General features: G+C 68.3%; 15 protein-coding genes. 7 read left to right on the forward strand and 8 right to left on the reverse strand.

Annotation, left to right across the window (positions count from 1 at the left end; translation table 11 throughout):
- Positions 1-5 precede the first annotated feature (5 nt).
- Positions 6-2,279 (reverse strand): heavy metal translocating P-type ATPase, encoded by a 2,274-nt coding sequence (locus ACUTAG_RS28795; protein WP_049054260.1) that lies wholly within the window; start codon positions 2,277-2,279, stop codon positions 6-8.
- Between the two features lie 162 nt (positions 2,280-2,441).
- On the opposite strand from ACUTAG_RS28795, the gene ACUTAG_RS28800 reads away from it, so the two are divergent.
- The 3 genes from ACUTAG_RS28800 to ACUTAG_RS28810 all read left to right on the forward strand — a co-directional run bounded on the left by ACUTAG_RS28800 (position 2,442) and on the right by ACUTAG_RS28810 (position 5,180).
- On the forward strand, positions 2,442-2,642 hold the full coding sequence (locus ACUTAG_RS28800; protein ID WP_006388167.1) for a heavy-metal-associated domain-containing protein: 201 nt from the start codon (positions 2,442-2,444) through the stop codon (positions 2,640-2,642).
- A 169-nt stretch (positions 2,643-2,811) separates the two neighbouring features.
- A complete protein-coding gene (locus ACUTAG_RS28805) occupies positions 2,812-3,540 on the forward strand; it encodes a glutathione peroxidase (RefSeq protein ID WP_006388168.1) in 729 nt (242 codons plus the stop codon).
- Positions 3,541-3,743: 203 nt separating this feature from the next.
- Complete coding sequence (locus ACUTAG_RS28810) at positions 3,744-5,180, forward strand: dihydrolipoyl dehydrogenase (RefSeq protein WP_047992688.1); 1,437 nt, start codon at positions 3,744-3,746, stop codon at positions 5,178-5,180.
- A gap of 60 nt (positions 5,181-5,240) precedes the next feature.
- Here ACUTAG_RS28810 and ACUTAG_RS28815 read toward each other — a convergent pair whose 3' ends face one another.
- From ACUTAG_RS28815 to ACUTAG_RS28825, 3 genes are all read right to left on the reverse strand, one after another.
- Positions 5,241-6,131, reverse strand: coding sequence for a 23S rRNA (adenine(2030)-N(6))-methyltransferase RlmJ (locus tag ACUTAG_RS28815; protein ID WP_020927481.1), 891 nt, complete (start codon positions 6,129-6,131; stop codon positions 5,241-5,243).
- A gap of 12 nt (positions 6,132-6,143) precedes the next feature.
- A complete protein-coding gene (gene ugpQ, locus ACUTAG_RS28820; protein WP_148319331.1) occupies positions 6,144-6,893 on the reverse strand; it encodes a glycerophosphodiester phosphodiesterase in 750 nt (249 codons plus the stop codon).
- 535 nt (positions 6,894-7,428) lie between these two features.
- Complete coding sequence (locus ACUTAG_RS28825) at positions 7,429-8,721, reverse strand: M20/M25/M40 family metallo-hydrolase (RefSeq protein ID WP_148319333.1); 1,293 nt, start codon at positions 8,719-8,721, stop codon at positions 7,429-7,431.
- A gap of 340 nt (positions 8,722-9,061) precedes the next feature.
- Between ACUTAG_RS28825 and ACUTAG_RS28830 the strand changes: the two genes are divergently transcribed.
- Complete coding sequence (locus ACUTAG_RS28830; RefSeq protein WP_026383558.1) at positions 9,062-11,032, forward strand: SurA N-terminal domain-containing protein; 1,971 nt, start codon at positions 9,062-9,064, stop codon at positions 11,030-11,032.
- Positions 11,033-11,079: 47 nt separating this feature from the next.
- On the opposite strand, the gene ACUTAG_RS28835 is transcribed toward ACUTAG_RS28830, so the two are convergent.
- Positions 11,080-11,739, reverse strand: a complete 660-nt coding sequence (locus tag ACUTAG_RS28835; RefSeq protein WP_026383557.1) for an arylesterase — start codon at positions 11,737-11,739, stop codon at positions 11,080-11,082.
- On the opposite strand from ACUTAG_RS28835, the gene ACUTAG_RS28840 reads away from it, so the two are divergent.
- The gene (locus ACUTAG_RS28840) at positions 11,738-12,409 is read left to right on the forward strand and encodes an ABC transporter ATP-binding protein (RefSeq protein ID WP_006388175.1); all 672 of its coding nucleotides are present in this window, start codon (positions 11,738-11,740) and stop codon (positions 12,407-12,409) included. The genes ACUTAG_RS28835 and ACUTAG_RS28840 overlap by 2 nt on opposite strands.
- A gap of 100 nt (positions 12,410-12,509) precedes the next feature.
- Here ACUTAG_RS28840 and ACUTAG_RS28845 read toward each other — a convergent pair whose 3' ends face one another.
- From ACUTAG_RS28845 to ACUTAG_RS28855, 3 genes are read right to left on the reverse strand one after another with little or no spacing between them, the layout of a single operon-like run.
- The gene (locus ACUTAG_RS28845) at positions 12,510-13,493 is read right to left on the reverse strand and encodes an ABC transporter substrate-binding protein (protein WP_054444925.1); all 984 of its coding nucleotides are present in this window, start codon (positions 13,491-13,493) and stop codon (positions 12,510-12,512) included.
- 22 nt (positions 13,494-13,515) lie between these two features.
- On the reverse strand, positions 13,516-15,162 hold the full coding sequence (locus ACUTAG_RS28850; RefSeq protein ID WP_446650420.1) for an ABC transporter permease: 1,647 nt from the start codon (positions 15,160-15,162) through the stop codon (positions 13,516-13,518).
- Between the two features lie 13 nt (positions 15,163-15,175).
- Positions 15,176-16,252, reverse strand: coding sequence for an ABC transporter ATP-binding protein (locus tag ACUTAG_RS28855; RefSeq protein WP_054444924.1), 1,077 nt, complete (start codon positions 16,250-16,252; stop codon positions 15,176-15,178).
- Positions 16,253-16,494: 242 nt separating this feature from the next.
- Here ACUTAG_RS28855 and ACUTAG_RS28860 point away from each other — a divergent pair, with 242 nt between their 5' ends.
- Both ACUTAG_RS28860 and serB read left to right on the forward strand, forming a co-directional pair.
- Positions 16,495-17,403, forward strand: a complete 909-nt coding sequence (locus tag ACUTAG_RS28860) for a LysR substrate-binding domain-containing protein (protein ID WP_026383553.1) — start codon at positions 16,495-16,497, stop codon at positions 17,401-17,403.
- Positions 17,404-17,416: 13 nt separating this feature from the next.
- The gene (gene serB, locus ACUTAG_RS28865) at positions 17,417-18,139 is read left to right on the forward strand and encodes a phosphoserine phosphatase SerB (protein WP_054444923.1); all 723 of its coding nucleotides are present in this window, start codon (positions 17,417-17,419) and stop codon (positions 18,137-18,139) included.
- Positions 18,140-18,190 lie beyond the last annotated feature (51 nt).

Genomic DNA, 18,190 nt, shown 5'->3' on the forward strand with positions numbered 1-18,190 from the left:
GCGCGTCAGTGCGCGGCGCGCGGGCGGAAGGTCTTCAGGCGCAGCGCGTTGCCCAGCACGAACACGCTGGACAGCGCCATGGCGCCGGCCGCGAAGATCGGCGACAGCGACAGGCCGTAGGCCGGGTACAGCGCGCCCGCCGCCAGCGGGATCAGCGCGGCGTTGTAGGCGAAGGCCCAGAACAGGTTCTGGCGGATATTGGCCAGCGTGGCGCGGCTGAGCGCGATGGCGTTGGGCACGCCGTGCAGGTCGTCGGCCATCAGCACCACGGACGCGGCCTCGATGGCGACGTCGGTGCCGGTGCCGATGGCGATGCCGGTATCGGCCGCGGCCAGCGCCGGCGCGTCGTTGATGCCGTCGCCGACAAAGGCCAGCTTGCGGCCGCCGGCGCGCAGCGCGGTGATGGCCTCGACCTTGCCGTCGGGCAGCACTTCGGCGCGCACTTCGTCGATGCCCAGCTGGCGCGCCACGGCCTGCGCCGTGTGGCGGTTGTCGCCGGTGATCATGGCGGTCTTCAGGCCCTGCGCGTGCAGCGCCGCGATGGCGTCCACGGCCGACGGCTTGACCGGGTCGGTCACGGCGATCATGGCGGCGGCCTTGCCATCGATGGCGACGTAGATCGGCGTCTTGCCCTCGTTGCCCCACTGCTCGGCGCGCTGGCCGAAGGCGCTGACGTCCACGCCGCGCTCGGCCATCAGCCGGTCGGCGCCTGCCAGCACGCGCTTGCCGGCCACGCTGGCTTCGACCCCGGCGCCGGTGATGGCAGCGAAGCCTTCGGCCGGCAGCAGGTCGATCTTGCGGTCGGCGGCGGCCGCCACGATGGCCAGCGCGATCGGGTGCTCGGAGCGCGCCTGCACCGACGCGACCCATTGCAGCACGTCCGCATCACGGAAGCCTGCGGCCGGCTCCAGTTCGGTCAGGGTCGGCTTGCCCAGCGTCAGCGTGCCGGTCTTGTCGAAGGCCACCACCTGCACGTCGCGCAGCGTCTGCAACGCGTCGCCCTGGCGGAACAGCACGCCCATTTCGGCGGCGCGGCCGGTCCCGACCATGATCGAGGTCGGCGTGGCCAGGCCCATGGCGCAAGGGCAGGCGATGATCAGCACCGCCACCGCGTTGACCAGCGCATGCGACAACGCCGGCGCCGGCCCCAGGAAAAGCCAGGCCAGGAAGGTCAAGAGCGCCATGCCCATCACGGCCGGCACGAACCAGGCGGTGACCTGGTCGACCAGCGCCTGGATCGGCAGGCGCGCGCCCTGGGCGGCTTCGACCATGCGGATGATGCGCGCCAGCATGGTGTCGGCGCCGGTGTGGGTGACGCGCAGCGTGAAGCTGCCCGACGTATTGAGCGTGCCGCCGGTGGCCTGCATGCCCGGCTGCTTTTCCACCGGCACCGGTTCGCCGGTCAGCATCGACTCGTCGACGTACGAGCTGCCTTCGATGATCTCGCCGTCCAGCGGGATCTTCTCGCCGGGACGCACCACCACGATATCGCCCTTGCGCACCTGTTCGATGGCGATGTCCTGCGGCTGGCCGTCGCGCAGCACGCGCGCGGTGCGCGGCTGCAGGCCGATCAGGCGCTTGATGGCGGCGCCGGTCTTGCCCTTGGCGCGCGCTTCCAGCGTGCGGCCAAGCAGGATCAGCGTGACGATGACGGCGGCGGCTTCGTAATAGACGTTGCGGGCGCTTTCCGGCAGCCAGTCCGGCGCGAAGGTGGCGACCACCGAGTAGCCCCATGCCGCGCCGGCGCCCAGCGCCACCAGCGAGTTCATCTCGGGGGCGCGGCGCCACAGCGCCACCAGGCCCTTGCTGAAGAAGTGGCGGCCGGGCCAGGCCAGCACGGCCGTGGTCAGCACGAACTGCAATAGCCAGCTGTTCTGCTGGCCGATGTTGGCCAGCACCCAGTGGTGCATGGCGGGGATCAGGTGCGAGCCCATTTCCAGGGCGAACACGGGCAGCGTCAGCACCAGCGCGGCGATGAAGGCGCGCTGCAGGCGCCGCGCCTCGGCGTCGCGCGCCTCGGACTGGCGTTCGGCGTGGTCGTCCTGCGCGGCGATCGGGCGCGCCTCGTAGCCCATCTTGACCACGGCCTCGACCAGGGCGTCGGGCTGGGCCGCGGCCGGGTCATAGGCCACCAGGGCGCGTTCGGTGGCCAGGTTGACCTGCGCCTGGGCGACGCCCGGGACGCGGGTCAGGGCCTTTTCCACGCGCTTCACGCAGGACGCGCAGGTCATGCCCTCGATGGCAAGTTCAAGCTCGACGGAAGGGTTGGCAACGCTCATGGCAGTCTCGGTTGAGGTAGGAAGACCTCAGTTTCATCCTTCCAATGATGGGAAGGTCAAGGATTATTCTACGCTTGACCTTCCTATAATGGGAAGGTCTAAGCTGGATTCCAGTTCGCACCGAAGGCGGCGCGACCATCCTTGATTCACACGGAGAACACCATGAGCATCCAATTCCAAGTCCTCGACATGACCTGCGGCCATTGCGTCAAGACCATCACCGGCGCGGTGACGGCAGCCGTGCCGGGGGCCAGCGTGGCGGTGGACCTGTCCACGCACCGCGTGACGGTCACCGGCAGCGACCAGGCCGACAAGGTCGAAGCCGCCATCCGCGACGCCGGCTACGAGCCGCAGCCGGTGTAAGGGTGGGCCGCCGCCAGGCGTATGATAGATAACGTCTGGCGGCGATGAACTTGTTATTGTCAAAAACTATCAATCAATTAAACTAATTAAATTTGATTAATTGATAGTTGGGATTTATCATTCTTTCCATGGTGGTTGAACAGACCCCGCTACCCCAAGGAGAGATTGAATGCTGCAAAACCGTGAAGGCCAACGTGTTCCCAACGTAACGTTCCCCGTCCGCGAGGGCAACACCTGGAAGAAGGTCACGACCGACGACCTGTTCAAGAACAAGACGGTCGTGGTCTTTTCGCTTCCCGGCGCTTTCACGCCGACCTGCTCGTCGACCCACTTGCCGCGCTACAACGAACTGGCTCCGGCCTTCTTCGCCGCCGGCGTCGACAGCATCGTCTGCGTGTCGGTCAACGACACCTTCGTCATGAACGAATGGGCCAAGGACCAGGAATCGGCCAACATCACGCTGCTGCCCGACGGCAACGGCGAATTCACCGAAGGCATGGGCATGCTGGTCGACAAGAGCGACCTGGGCTTCGGCAAGCGCAGCTGGCGCTATTCCATGCTGGTCAAGGACGGCGTGGTGCAGAAGATGTTCATCGAGCCCGAAAAGGAAGGCGACCCGTTTGAAGTGTCGGATGCCGATACCATGCTGGCCCACTTCGCCCCGTCGGCCAAGAAGCCCGACCAGGTCGTGGTGTTCTCCAAGCCCGGCTGCCCGTTCTGCGTGGAAGCCAAGGCGCTGCTCGAAGACAAGGGCTATGCCCCGATCGAGATCCCGCTGGAGAACAAGGTGCGCGGCCGCGTGATCGGCGCCGTGTCCGGCAAGGGCACCGCTCCGCAGGTGTTCATCAACGGTTCGCTGATCGGCGGCCTGGAAGACCTGAAGGCGCACTTCGCCTGATGCTGGCCGGGAAGGGGACGCAGTCCCTTTCCCTTGCCGCGGCCGCTCCCGCAAGGAGCGGTCCGGCGCGCCGGTTTCCCTTTTTCCGCATCTTCGCGCGGCCCCGAGCGGTGCCGCGGGACGGCGTTCGTCCCGAGGGTGCGCAACAAGGCGGAATCCGCCTTTGACAACGTTTGCTCCACGCCACACCGGGGGATCCACTCATGAAGACTTTGCACACCGATATCGCCGTCCTGGGCGCTGGCACCGCCGGCCTGGCCGCCTACCGCGCCGCCAAGGCCGCGGGCAAGCGCGCGCTGCTGATCGAAGGCGGCCCCTACGGCACCACCTGCGCCCGGGTCGGCTGCATGCCGTCCAAACTGCTGATCGCGGCCGCCGAGGCCGCGCACCAGGCGGCGCACACCGCGCCGTTCGGCGTGCACGTCGAGGGCGAGGTCACGGTCAACGGCGAAGAGGTGATGGACCGCGTCAAGCGCGAGCGCGACCGTTTCGTCGGCTTCGTGCTCGAGGGCGTGGAGAACATCCCGGCGGAAGACAAGATCCGCGGCTATGCCCGCTTTGAATCGGACACGGTGCTGCGGGTCGACGACCACACCGAGATCCATGCGTCCCGCGTGGTGATCGCGACCGGCTCGCGGCCGTCGGTGCCGCCGCCGTTCCGCGGGCTGGGCGACCGCCTGGTGCTGAACGACGACGTATTCGCCTGGGATGACCTGCCGCGCCGCGTGGCGGTGTTCGGCCCCGGCGTGATCGGGCTGGAGCTGGGCCAGGCGCTGGCGCGGCTGGGCGTCGAGGTGCGCGTGTTCGGCGTCAGCGGCAGCCTGGGCGGCATCAGCGATCCGCAGGTGCGCCACAGCGCCCGCAAGATCTTCCAGCAGGAGTTCTACCTGGACCCGGATGCGCGCGTACTGGAAACCCAGCGCGTCGGCGACGAGGTCGAGGTGCGCTACGTGGCGCTGGACAACAGCGAACGCACCGAGCGCTTCGACTACGCGCTGGTGGCCACCGGCCGCCGCCCCAATGTGGACGGCCTGGGCCTGGAGAACACCTCGCTGCAGTTGAACGCGCAAGGGGTGCCGTTGTTCGACCGCGACACCATGCAGGCGGGCGCTTCGGCGATCTTCATCGCCGGCGACGCCAACGCCGACGCGCCGCTGCTGCACGAGGCCGCCGACGAAGGCCGTATCGCCGGCGAGAACGCGGCGCGCTATCCCGAAGTGCGCCAGGGGTTGCGCCGCGCGCCGCTGGCGGTGGTGTTCTCGGACCCGCAGATCGCGCTGGCCGGGCAGGGCCACGCCCGCCTGACGCCGGGCACTTTCGTGACGGGCGAGGTCGATTTCGGCGACCAGGGCCGCTCGCGGGTGATGCTGAAGAACCGTGGCCTGCTGCACGTGTACGCCGATATCGCCACCGGCCGTTTTCTGGGCGCGGAGATGGTCGGCCCCAGCGCCGAGCACATCGGCCACCTGCTGGCGTGGGCGGTGCAGCAGGAGCTGACCGTGGCGCGCATGCTGGAAATGCCGTTCTACCATCCGGTCATCGAGGAAGGCCTGCGCACCGCGCTGCGCGACGCGGCCGCCAAGCTGGCGCGGGCGCAGGAAGCGCTGCGCCAGGTGGAGGCGGAAGACGCCGCGGCCTGAACGCCGTCTCCATGCAAAAGGGCTGCCCCGTGGGCAGCCCTTTTTCGTTCCGGCCTGAAATCAGTCGTCGGACTGCTTCTTGGGCGCGGGGAACGGATTCTCGCGGAATTGCAGCGTGAAGCCGGCGCGTTCGTCCTGGCCCAGCTCACGCGCCAGGTAGGGCATGGTCTGCTTGAGGGCGTCGTGCAGCGTCCACGGCGGGTTGATCAGGAACATGCCGCTGCCGTGCAGGCCGTAGCCGTCGATGGTGGCCTTCTTGACGGTGAGGGTGGCGTGCAGCCAGCTCTTGACCTTGAGGTTCTCGAAGTGACGCGCCATTTCGCTGGCCTCGCGCCGCTGCACCAGCGGATACCAGACGGCGATGGTGCCGGTGGCGAAGCGTTTGACGCATTCCTTGACGGTGACCAGCGTGCGGCGGTAGTCGTTCTTGTCTTCATAGGACGGGTCGATCAGCACCATGCCGCGGCGCGTCGGCGGCGGCAGCAGGGCCTTGACGCCCTCGAAGCCGTCGTCGCCGTAGATGGTGGTCTGGCGCTGCGCGGTGCGGTCCATGTGTTCGAGGTTGCCGACCAGCGTGTCGATCTCGGTCGGGTGCATTTCGAACAGGCGCAGGCGGTCGGACGGGCGCAGCGCGTCCAGCGTCAGCCAGGGCGAGCCGGGGTAGCGCTTGAGACGGCCGTTGGTGTTGAAGGCGCGGATGCGGGCGACGTAGTCGGCCAGCAGGGGCGGCAGGTCGTCGCGTTCCCACAGGCGGCCGATGCCATCGGCGAATTCCGAGGTCTTGGCGGCCCAGTCGCTGTCCAGGCTGTAGAGGCCGGCGCCCGCGTGGGTGTCGATGACCCAGTAGGGCGCGTCCTTGCGGTTGAAGTAGTCCAGGGTGTGGACCAGGATGGCGTGCTTGAGCACGTCGGCGTGGTTGCCGGCGTGGAAGGCGTGGCGATAGCTGAACACGGGGCGGGGGCCTCAGGCGGCCGGCCGGATGGCGGCCAGTTCGTCGGTGAAGATGCCGTCGATGCCCCAGTCGAGCAGCAGGCGCGCGCGCTCGGGGTCGTTGACGGTCCAGGCGGCGATGCGGTAGCCGGCGGCGTGCACGGCGTCGATCAGTTCGCGCGTGGCGTCCTTCTGGTTGATGTTCAGGGCGACACAGTCGTACTTGACCAGGCGGTCGAGCCAGTCGGCCGGCACCTTCTCGACCAGCAGGGCGCGCGGCAGTTCGGGCGCGGCGTCCTTGGCGGCCTGCAGGGCTTCCTCGGCGAAGGAGGACAGCAGGGGGGCCACGGCGGCGCCTTTCCAGAGTTCACGGGCTGCCAGGGCGACGGCGGCGCCGGTCTCGGCTTCGCGGCCGGGGCAGGGCTTGATCTCGACGTTGCTGGCGATGCCGTTGGCGACGGTGTAGCGGGCCACGGCGGCGAAGGTGGGCAGGGGCTCGCCGGCGTAGGCGGCGGAGTGCCAGCTGCCGAAGTCCAGTTGCGCCAGTTCGCTGAAGGTCTTGGCGGCGGCGGGACCGTGGCCGTTGGAGGTGCGGTCGACGACGTCGTCGTGCATCAGGACCAGGACGTTGTCACGGCTGAGCTTGACGTCGTATTCGAACATGGTGAAGCCGTGTTCGGCGCCGACGCGCATGGCGGCGAGGGTGTTCTCCGGGGCCAGGCGGCCGCCGCCGCGGTGGGCGATGTGGCGGGAATAGGGCCAGGTGGGGAGGGATGCGGTCATTTCTGTTGATGCTTTGGGGTTCTTTGGGACAGGGTGGAAGGATACTCTGTTCTGGGGGTTCCTTTCCTTTCGTGCGGGGGCGGGTTTTGCTTCGTGCCTGTGTGGCGGCTTCGGTTCTTTTGGGCGCGGCTGCGGGGCCGTGGCGCGGGGCCGGGGCTACGAGGCTTGTCCGGCGCCTGCGCGCCGGACAGCGCATCCTCATCCTTGTCGCCTGCGGCTCCTTCGGATTCCGTCGCGCGCGCCTCTACACGCCCCGGCCCCGCGCCACGGCCCCACAGCCGCTCGCGGTGGTGAAAGTTCGGGGCGTCGCTGGGGCGGGGGGTGTGCTTGGGCTTCGTGGGAAGGATTGCGGCGCTTGAAGGATTTGCTGGCGCCCGTCCGACAAGGCCGCCCTGCGCGGCCTTGTCGGACATACGTGGTGGCTGCTCGCGCGGGCGCATCCTGGGGCGGGAGGTGGGATTTGCGGGCGGGGAGCCTGTCGCCTTGAGGGCAGGGGCGACCTTCGTAGGGTTGCGCCGCCGCAGGCGCCTGGCGCTTATTTCATCGGGGCCTTGTCCTGGGAGACGTCCATGATCATGCGGGCGGCCAGGTAGAGGCGGGGGACGATGGAGGGGATCTGGATGTATTCGGCGTCGTTGGAGTGGGCGCCGAAGCCGCTCAGGCCCATGCCTTCGATGACGGGGCCGCGGGCCTTGAGGGCGGCGAAGGCGGCGTCGGTGCCGCCGCCGCTGGCGCGGTCGATGACTTTCATGGGCAGGCCGAGTTCTTGGTAGATGGCGACGCCGTGGTTGGCGAGGGCGCGCGAGGCGGGGGTGGCTTCCAGCGGCGGGCGGCGCACTTCGAATTTGAGGCTGACCTTGGCGTCGGGCAGCAGCTTTTTCTGGATGCGTTCCTGCAAGGTGCGTTCCAGGGCGTCGAAGTCGGCGACCTTGAGGGCGCGGGCATCGGCCTGGGCGGTGGCCTGGCCGGGGATGACATTGCGGTTGGTGCCGGCCTGGGCCACGGTCCAGTTCAGTTTCAGACCTTCCTCGGGCTTGGACAGGTCTTTCAGTTGCAGGATCTGGTGGGACAGCTCGGTCAGGGCGTTGACGCCGCCCTCGGGACGGGCGCCGGCGTGCGAGGTCTTGCCCTGCACGGTCAGGTAGGCGGCGCCGATGCCGCTGGTGGCCAGGGTCAGGCGGCCCTCGGCGCCGCCGCCTTCGAAGGAGAAGACGGCGTCCTGGTCGGCGCCCAAGCGGGTGATGGTGGCGCGGGCGCCGGGAGAGCTGATTTCTTCGTCGCCGTTGATCAGCACGGTCAGGGTGCCGTAGTCCTTGAAGTCCAGTTTCTGCAGCAGGGCCAGGGTGTGCAGGATGGTGGCCACGCCGTGTTTGTCGTCGGCGATGCCCAGGCCGTAGGCGCGGTCGCCATCGATGCGGAAGGGCTGGTCCTTGAGCATGCCGTTGCGGTAGACGGTGTCCATGTGCGCGATCAGCATGATCTTCTTCTGGCCGCTGCCCTTGAATTCGGCGTGCACCATCGGGCCGACGCGCTCCGGCGTGTCATCCAGGCGGAAGATGTCGGCGGGTTGAATGATCTCGACCTTGCCGCCCAGGGCCTTGAAGCGTTCGCCGATGAGCGCGGCGATGCGTTCCACGCCCTCCACGTCCTTGCTGCCCGATTCGATGCCGACCAGGTCGCGCATGGTGTCCAGCATGGGCTGCTGCTGGGCCTTGGCGGCGTCGTGCACGGCGGCCAGCGGGGCGGCCTGAAGGGCGGACGCGCCGCCCAGGCAGGCCAGGGCAAGGAGGGCGCGAAGGACGAGCGGACGTGAAGACGGGAGCGGCATCGAAAGTCACCTCTGCATGAAAAAGGGGAAGGATGGCGCCGGCCACGGCGTGGCGGCCCGGGTTTCACGATACGAGTGGGGACGGAAGGCGAAAACCGGGGTTTCCCGGGTTGACCGGGACGGGCTTCCGTGGGGGTGGAAACCCCGTGCCGCGGGGGCGGGAGGGGCGCTGGGCGCACCGGTGTAAGCAGACGCTGCGGGACGAATGAGAAATGCTAAAATCCGCCCGCTGACCCGGTTTGACCGGTATGGGAATAGGGCGAATGAGATTCGCCTTTTTTTATGCGTTTTCGTGCGGCCCGGGCGGAAGTCTCCTCCCGAGTGCGGCAACAGGGATTCCATGTTCGAATTTATTCGCAGCCACCGGCGCTGGATGCAGTTCATCCTGCTGCTTCTGATTGTGCCGTCCTTCTTCCTCGTTGGGATCCAGGGCTATGAGAGCTTCATGCGCAAGGAGCCGGAATTGGCGACGGTCGCCGGCCAGCCGATTTCCCGCGCGGAGTTCGACCAGGCGCACCGCAACCAGCTGGAACAGTATCGCCAGCGCCTGGGGGCGCAGTTCGACCCGGCCGTGATCGACACGCCGCAGCTGCGCGAAGCGCTGCTGAACCAGCTGATCAACCAGCGCCTGCTGGCGAACGTGGCCGTGGACAACCGCTTCTCGGTGTCCGATGAAACGCTGCGCAACACCATTGCCGCGATTCCGGAAGTGCAGGACAACGGCCGCTTCTCGCCCGAGCGTTATCGCCAGGTGCTGGCGGCCCAGGGCATGTCGCCGACCTCGTTCGAGGCCGGCCTGCGCCGTGACCTGGCCGTGGCCCGCGTGCTGGAACCGGTCGGCCAGTCGGCCCGCGCGCCGGCGGAGGTGGTGGCTTCGCTCGAAACCGCCCTGACGCAACAGCGCACCGTGCAACTGCGCCGCTTCGCCGCCGCCGACTTCCGCTCGCAAGTGAACGTCACCCCGGCCGACATCCAGGCCTGGTACGACGCCAACAAGCAGCAGTTGCAGGTTCCCGAGCAGGTCCAGGTGCAGTACCTGGTGCTGAACGAGGCCGCCGCCACCGAGGGCGTTCAGGTCAAGGACGAGGACCTGGCGTCGTATTACGAACAGAACAAGAACCGCTTCGGCCAGCCCGAGCGCCGCCGCGCCAGCCACATCATGATCGAAGTGCCCGCGGGCGCTTCGGAAGATGCGCGCAAGGCCGCCCGCGCCAAGGCCGAGGCCCTGGCTACGCAGGCCGCCGCCAATCCGGCGCAGTTCGCCGAGCTGGCCCGCAAGAATTCGCAGGACGCCGGTTCGGCCGCCAATGGCGGCGACCTGGGCTGGCTGGCGCCGGGCATGCTGTCCGGCCCGCTGGAAAAGGCGATCTTCAGCCAGTCCAAGGACCAGGTGTCCGGCGTGGTCGAAAGCCCGTCAGGCTTCCACGTGGTCAAGGTCACCGAGATCCAGCCGGCCGCGATCAAGCCGCTGGCCGAGGTGAAGGACCAGATCACCGCCGAAGTGCGCAAGCAACTGGCCGCCGTGCGTTTCTCGGAAATGGCCAGCCAGCTGAACAAGCAGGTCTACGACCAGCGCGACAGCCTGCAACCGGCCGCCGACGCGGTGGGCCTGAAGCTGCGCACCGCTTCGGGCGTGACGCGCGAGGGCCTGTTGCCCGCCGACCAGGCCGGCCCCGGTTCCGCCGTGGACAGCCCGGACGCCGCGCTGCTGGACAACCCGCGCGTGCGCCAGGTGCTGTTCTCGCCCGACGTGCTGCGTGAAAAGCAGAATTCCGGCGTGATCGAGCTGTCGCCCGACACCATGCTGGCGGTGCGCGTGGCCGCGGTGCAGCCGGCCCATGTGCCGCCGCTGGACAAGGTCAGCGATTCGATTCGCGCCAAGCTGCTGGATGAGCGTTCGGCCGAAGCCGCCAAGAAGGCCGGCGAGGCCGCGCTGGCGGCCGACCAGGCCAACCCGGCCGCCGCGCCGGAAGGCTTCGGCGGTCCGCTGGTGGTGTCGCGCCAGGATCCGAAGAACCTGCCGCGCTCGGTGCTGGACGCCGTGATGCGCCTGCCGGCCGCCAAGTTGCCGGCCTACACCGGCGTGCAGTCGGGCGCCGATTACACGCTGGTGCGCCTGGAGAAGGTCGAGGCCGGCACGGTCGAGGCCGCCGACAAGGAACGCCTGGCGCAGCAATTGGCGGGCGCCTGGGGCCAGGCCGAGAACGAAGCGCTGGTGCGCATGCTGCGCGAGGAATACAAGGTGCAGGTGCTGCCGGCGGCCGCCGAGGCCATCCGCGGCGGCGACGCCTCGCAGCAGGCGGCGGGCTGACCGGCCTGCCGCGTCGCGCGCGGGCCGCCCAGGCCCGCGTCATTGCATCATTGCAGCAAGGGCCGCAGCACCGGCCACACATTGTCCAGCAACCTGGCCTGGGCATCCTCGTTGGGATGGATGCCATCGGCCTGGAACATCGCCCGGTCCGTTGCGATACCTTCCATCAGGAAGGGCACGAGCCGGGCGTTTTCGTCTTTGGCGACGGTCGGGAATACCTGCGAAAAGCGCTGGGTGTAGTCACGGCCATAGTTGGGCGGGATCTGCATGCCGACGATGACCACCTTGGCCTCGGCCTTGCGCGCCGCCTGCGCCATGGTGCGCAGGTTCTGTTCGGTCATGTTCAGCGGCAGCCCGCGCAGGGCGTCGTTCGAACCCAGTTCCAGCACCACCACCGCCGGCTCGTGCTGGCGCAGCAGGGCCGGCAAGCGGGCGACGCCGCCGCTGGTGGTGTCGCCGCTGATGCTGGCGTTGACCACCTTGTACTTCGGGTATTGTTCGGAAAGCCGCGCGGACAGCAGCGGCACCCAGCCGGTGCCGCGCTTGATGCCGTATTCGGCGGCCAGGCTGTCGCCCACCACCAGCACGGTGCGCTGCGCGGAACCCTGGGCCGCGGTGGCGGTCTGAGCGTGGGCGGGCGCCATCAGCGTGGCCGTGGCGAGCGTGGATATCAGTAGTGAACGGCGAATCAGGGGAATCAGGCGCATGGATAGCAAGAATTCGATCGAGGTGAAAGGGCTGGGCAAGCGGGTGGCCGATGCCGGCGGGACGCTGTCTATCCTGGAAGACATCGATTTTACGGTGGCGTCGGGCAGCGCCGTGGCCATCACCGGCAGCTCCGGGTCGGGTAAGTCCACCTTGCTGGGACTGCTGGCCGGGCTGGATGTTCCCAGCAGCGGCAGCGTGCGGCTGGCCGGGCAGGACCTGTTCGCCCTGGACGAGGACGGCCGCGCGCGCCTGCGGGCCAATCACGTGGGGTTCGTGTTCCAGTCGTTCCAGCTGCTGCCGAACCTGACCGCGCTGGAAAACGTCATGCTGCCGCTGGAACTGGCGGGCCAGCCGGCGCGCGAGGCGGCCCAGGCCATGCTCGAGCGCGTCGGCCTGGGCGCGCGCCTGCATCACTATCCGCGCACCCTGTCCGGCGGCGAGCAGCAGCGTGTATCGCTGGCGCGCGCGTTCGTGGTGCGGCCCGACCTGCTGTTCGCCGATGAACCTACGGGCAGCCTGGACGCCGCCACCGGCGTCACCGTCATCGACCTGATGTTCGACCTGCACCGGGAGCACGGCACCACGCTGGTGCTGGTGACGCACGATCCCCAACTGGCGGCGCGTTGCGGCCGGCAGGTGGTGCTGGCGGCGGGACGCATGGCCGCGTAGGCGGGATGCGGCCGGCCCCTGCGGCCCGCGCCGGCGATACCAGCCTGAAACGAAAACGCCACCCGAAGGTGGCGTTTTTGCTTGGCCTTTGGCGCGAGCCTTACTTGGCCTTGGCCACGGCCTGGTTCCAGGCGGCGACGACGGCTTCGTACTCCTTGGCGGCCGCGTCCTGGCTCACCGGGAAGATCTTGATGCTGTTGAAGTCGGGCAGGGTGGTCAGGCTGGCCACCGCGATGTCGCTGCGGGTCGGGCGGCGGAAGTTCTTCACCAGTTGCGCTTCCTGCGCCTCCTTGCTGAGCAGACCGTCGTACAACGCCTTGGCGGCCTCCAGGTTCTTGGCGCCCTTGATGATGAACATGCCTTCCGGCGCCAGGTAGCTGCCCTCGGTCGGGTAGACCAGCTTGATCTCCTTCTGGCCGCCGGCCACGTATTCCTGGGCGGCGTATTCCAGCGTCATGCCGACCGCGTACTCGCCGGCCGCCACACCCTTGTAGGTGGTGCCGGACGAGGCCGTGACCACGGCGTTGGCGGCGATCTTGTTCAGGCCTTCCTGGCCGAACTGCTTGTACAGGCCGTAGACCAGCATGTAGGCGGTGCCGCTCTTGGACGGATCGGTGATGGCGAACTTGCCTTTCCATTGCGGCTGCATCAGGTCGGACCAGGTGGCCGGCGCCGCCAGGCCCTTCAACTGACGCTCGTTGACCATCAGCACCATGATGTGCACGTTGGTGCCGACCCACAGGTCGTCCGGGCCGCGGAACTCGGCCGGGATCTTGTCGATGTCGGCCGGACGGTAGGGCTGTAGGTGCTGGCGGTAGGCGCCCAGCGTGCCGAAGCCGCCGCTCCAGAACAGGTCGCCGCGAGGGTTCTGGGCCTCGGCCTCGATGCGCTTCATCATGGTGCCGGTGCCGCCGGTGACCGGCTGCACGTTCAGCTTGGGCGACTGCTTCTTGACGGCGTCGAGCGCGGTCTCGATGGTCTCGGTGTTGTTGGACGAGTACAGGACCACGTTCTGCGCCTGCGCGGCGCCCGCGGCCAGGGTGGCGGCCAGCAGGCCGGTTTGCAGGAAGTGTTTGAGGTGCATGGTTAGCCTTTGTGGATGCGGGTTATTTGCCGGAGAACAGCTTGATGCGGAACGCCTTGACCGACACGATGATGGGCAGCACGATCACCGTGACCAGCGCCGCGCCATAGGCCGAGGCCATGCCCAGGCGGCCGCCGTCGACCTGGCGGAAGATGGCGATCGGCATGGTTTCGAGGCCGCCGCTGTAGGCCACGATCGAGGCCGACAGCTCGGAAATCGTGGTCAGCCACATCAGGATGGCGGCCGAGATGATCGAGGCCTTCATGGCCGGCAGGATGACCTTGAAGAAGGTCATCAGCGGCGATACGCCCAGGCTGATCGAGGCTTCCTCGATCGAGTCGGGTATGTTGAACAGCATCGACGAGGCGTTGCGCACCGCGAAGGGCAGGCGCCGCACCGCGTAGCACAGCACCATGATGCCGGAGGTGCCGGCCAGCACCAGCCAGCCGGTGTTGAAGGTCTGCACCAGCGCGATGCCCAGCACCGTGCCGGAGATGGTCAGCGGCAGCACCACGATGTAGTCCAGCACCTGGGTGAAGGCGCTGCGTTTCTTGATGGTCAGGTAGCTCACCAGCACCGCGAAGGCCACGCCCGTGACGGTGGCCAGCGAGGCGAACTTGAGCGAGTTCAGGATCGGCTCGGGCGCGCCGTGCAGCGCGCGCTGCATGCTGGCCAGCGACCACGAGCCCCAGTGCATCACCGGCCCGCTGGTCTTGGTGAAGGCGGCGATGAACACCACGATCAGCGGCAGCAGCGACAGCAGGATCACCAGGCCGACGCCGCCCGTGTACAGGATGGCCTGCCACGAACGCACCCGCCGCGCCGCCGGCGCGCGGCCCTGGGTCATGGTGTAGACCTTGCGCTCGACCACGCGCTTCTGCACGAACAGCACGATGGCGACGATGGCGATCGACACCACCGACATGGCGCTCTGCAGTGTCGGGCTGCCGCCCATTTCGCTGACGAAGGTGTTGTAGGTCATCACCGACAGCAGCGGCACGCGGCTGCCCAGCAGCATCGCCAGCGCGAAGTTGCCGACCACCAGCGTGAACACCACCAGCGCGTTCACCAGCACCGCCGGCAGCAGCACCGGCACCAGCACTCGCAGCTGCGTCATGAGCGGCGGCGTGCCCAGGCTCAGGCCGGCTTCCTCGAGCTGCCCGTCGAAGCCGCGCAGCGCGGCCAGCACGCCCAGGTAGATGTAGGTGTAGTAGACCAGCGTCATCGAGAACACCATGCCGGTCCAGCCGTAGAACGACGGCAGCGAGATGCCCGCGTCGCCCAGCAGATTGGTCAGAATGCCGTTGTTGCCGAGCACCAGCAGCCACGACTGGCCGACGATGATCTCGGGAATGACGATGGTCAGCACCGGCAGGATCGCCACCAGGTTCTTGAGCGGGAAGTCGTAGCGCGCCACCATGTAGGCGAACGGCACGCCCACCAGGATGGTGCAGGTGGTCACCACCAGCCCCAGCACCAGCGTGTTGCCGAAGGCCTCCAGGTATTGCGAGTCGGCCAGCAGCGCGCGGAAACCTTCCAGCGAGAAGCCGCCGTCCTGGCCGGTGACGCTGTTGCTGAACAACACCGCCAGCGGATACAGCACGAAGAACAGCAGCAGCGCCAGGCTGATTGCCGTCAGGATGCCCCAGGGCCACCATTTGATTTTCATGGCGTGGCGGTCCTCAGGCGTTGACGACGCGGCTGTCGGCGGGAATCAGCACCTGCACGGCCTCGCCGGGCTGGAACTGCGCCACCATGTTGCCCGCGTGCAGCTCCACGCGGATCTCCGAGCCGTCCTGCAGCGCGATGCGATAGGCGGTCTTGAAGCCCAGGTATTGGCGCCGCAGCACCTTGCCGGGCAGCGTGTTGGGCACGTAGGGCGAGGGCGCCATCAGGGCCAGTTCCTCGGGGCGGGCGATCAGCACCGCGCGTTCGGCCAGCGTGTCGCTGCCGAGCGTGCCGTCGAAACCCAGGCCGCACAGCTCGTAGCGCACGTGGCCGGCAGGCGCGCCGGGCAGCCCGCCGCGCGCCGGCACCGGGATCACGTTGGCCGAACCGATGAAGTCGGCCACATAGGCGTTGACCGGCGTGCCGTACAGTTCTTCGGGCGTGCCCAGTTGGGCGATGCTGCCGTGGTCCATGATGGCGATGCGGTCGGACATGGCCAGGGCTTCTTCCTGGTCATGGGTGACGAACACGGTGGTGATGCCGGCCTCGCGCACCAGGTCCAGGATGACGTCGCGCATCTGCAGGCGCATCTTGGCGTCCAGGTTCGACAGCGGCTCGTCCATCAGCAACACGCGCGGCCGGATCACCAGGGCGCGCGCCAGGGCCACGCGCTGGCGCTGGCCGCCGCTCATCTGCGCCGGGTAGCGGTCGGCCAGGGCCGCCAGCCCGACCTTGTCGAGCGCCTCGTCGACGCGCCGCTTGATCTCGGCCCGCGCCACGCCACGGGCCCGCAGGCCGTAGGCGACGTTGTCGAAGGCGGTCTTGTCGGGAAACAGCGCGTAGTCCTGGAACACCATGCCGATGTCGCGGCGGTGCGCCGACACGTGCGTGACGTCGTCCTGGTCGAACAGCAGGCGGCCGCCGTCGGGCGCGTAGAAGCCGGCGATGCAGCGCAGCAGGGTGGTCTTGCCGCAGCCGCTGGGGCCCAGCAGCGTGTAGAACGCGCCGTCGGGAATGTGCAGCGACAGGTCGCGCAGCACCTGCTGGCCGCCGAATGTCTTGATGATGCCGTCTACGGTGATCGATGCCATGAAGGGTTCCTGCCTGGGATTGAGCGCATCATAGGAATGCCGGGCCATGGCGACCAGCGGTGTTTTTTAAGGGCTGGCGTTAGTTTTTCTAAGAGGTCGGCGGCGCCGCAATCCCCTAGAATGCCGCTCATAGCAACGGTGCGGCCGCGAGCGGCGCCGAATAAAACAGACGACAAGGGAAATCGTGGGAAATCGCAGCAAAGCCTTGCGCCGGCCAGGCGCACGGGCGGGTATCGCCTGAGATGGCGGGCCCGAGCCTGCCGCCGCTGAAAGCCTTGCGGGTGTTCGAGGCCGCGGCGCGCCTGCGCAGTTTCACCGCGGCGGCCGACGAACTGAGCATCACGCACAGCGCGGTCAGCCAGCAGATCCGCATCCTGGAGGATTACATCGGCCAGCCGCTGTTCGCGCGCGAGGCGCGCGGCGTCACGCTGCTGCCGTGCGCGCAGGCATATTTTCCCGAGGTCCAGGCCAGCCTGGAGCGCATCGCCGCGGCCACCGCCAAGCTGCGCTCGCCGGGCCATGGCGGGGTGCTGCGCGTCAGTGCCACGCCGTCGCTGACGATGAAATGGCTGATTCCGCGCCTGTCTGCGTTCCAGGCGCTGCATCCCGGTATCGATGTGCAGCTCACCACACAGGGGCGTTCCTTCCTGGACCGCGGCGACGAGGGCGGCAGCGACGTGTTCATCCGCCACGGTTTTGTGGCGCACGCGGAGATGAGCTGCGTGCACTGCCTGGACGACTTCCACGTGCCGGTGGCGTCGCCGCGCTTCATCGAGCGCAACCGGCTGGCCGCGCCGGCGGATTGCCTGGGGCATCCCTTGTTGAAGGTAGCAGGTGGCATGGACCACTGGCCGCGCTGGTTCGCGCTGGCCAGGGTGGACGTGCCGGCGCAACTGCCCGGGCCGGTGTTCGACCATCAATTCCTGTGCATGCAGGCCGCCATGAATGACCTGGGCATCGCCCTGGCGCCGTGGTGCCTGCTGCAGGACGACCTGCGCGCCGACCGGCTGCGGCCGTTGTTCCTGCAGCCGCGCCTGCCCAACGCCGGCGTCCATGCGCTGTTCCGCCCGGATGCGCCAGCGGCGGCCGCGGCGCGCCATTTCATCGACTGGCTGGGCCGCGAGGCCGGCCATCCGCTACCTGACCAATAGATAAGGAATGCCCATGCAAGATTTCCAGAGCGATGCCGGCCTGCACTGGCGCGGCATCCAGCCGCCGCTGGCGCTGTCGGACTACAAGGTCATCGCCTTCGACATGGATTCGACGCTGATCGCCATCGAGACCCTGGACGAGATGGCCGACCTGATGGGAAAAAAGGCGGAGGTGGCCGCGCTGACGGAAGCGGCCATGCGCGGCGAGATCGTCGACTACAAGCAGAGCCTGCGGCAGCGCGTGGCGCTGTTGGCCGGCATGCCGGCGGCGGCGCTGGACGAGGTGTATGAACACCGCCTGGCGCTCAATCCGGGCGTGGAAACGCTGATCGCGGCCTGCAAGGCCGCCGGCCTGTTCTGTCTGCTGGTGACGGGCGGCTTCACCTGCTTCACCGATCGGCTGCGGCTGCGCCTGGGGCTGGACGACGTGCGCGCCAACGTGCTGGAGATCGTCGATGGCCGCCTGACTGGGCGGCTGCTGCCGCAAGCCTGGGGCGACTTGTGCGACGGCGAGGAAAAGCGCCGCAAGTTGCTGGAGGTGTGCGCGGCGCTGGGGGTCGGACCGGAGCGCGCCATCGCGGTGGGCGACGGCGCCAACGACCTGCCGATGCTGCGCACCGCCGGGCTGTCGGTGGCGTATCACGCCAAGCCGGCGGTGCGGCGCGAGGCCAAGGTGGCGATCGACCAGGGCGGGCTGGACCAGGTGCTGCGCCTGTTCAGCGCCGGCAAGGCGTAGGCGCGGCGCCGGCAGGCCGCCGCCGGCGGCGCGAACGCGGCCCTCGGTGGA

It is taken from the genome of Achromobacter sp. CSND-B12, from assembly GCF_052906545.1.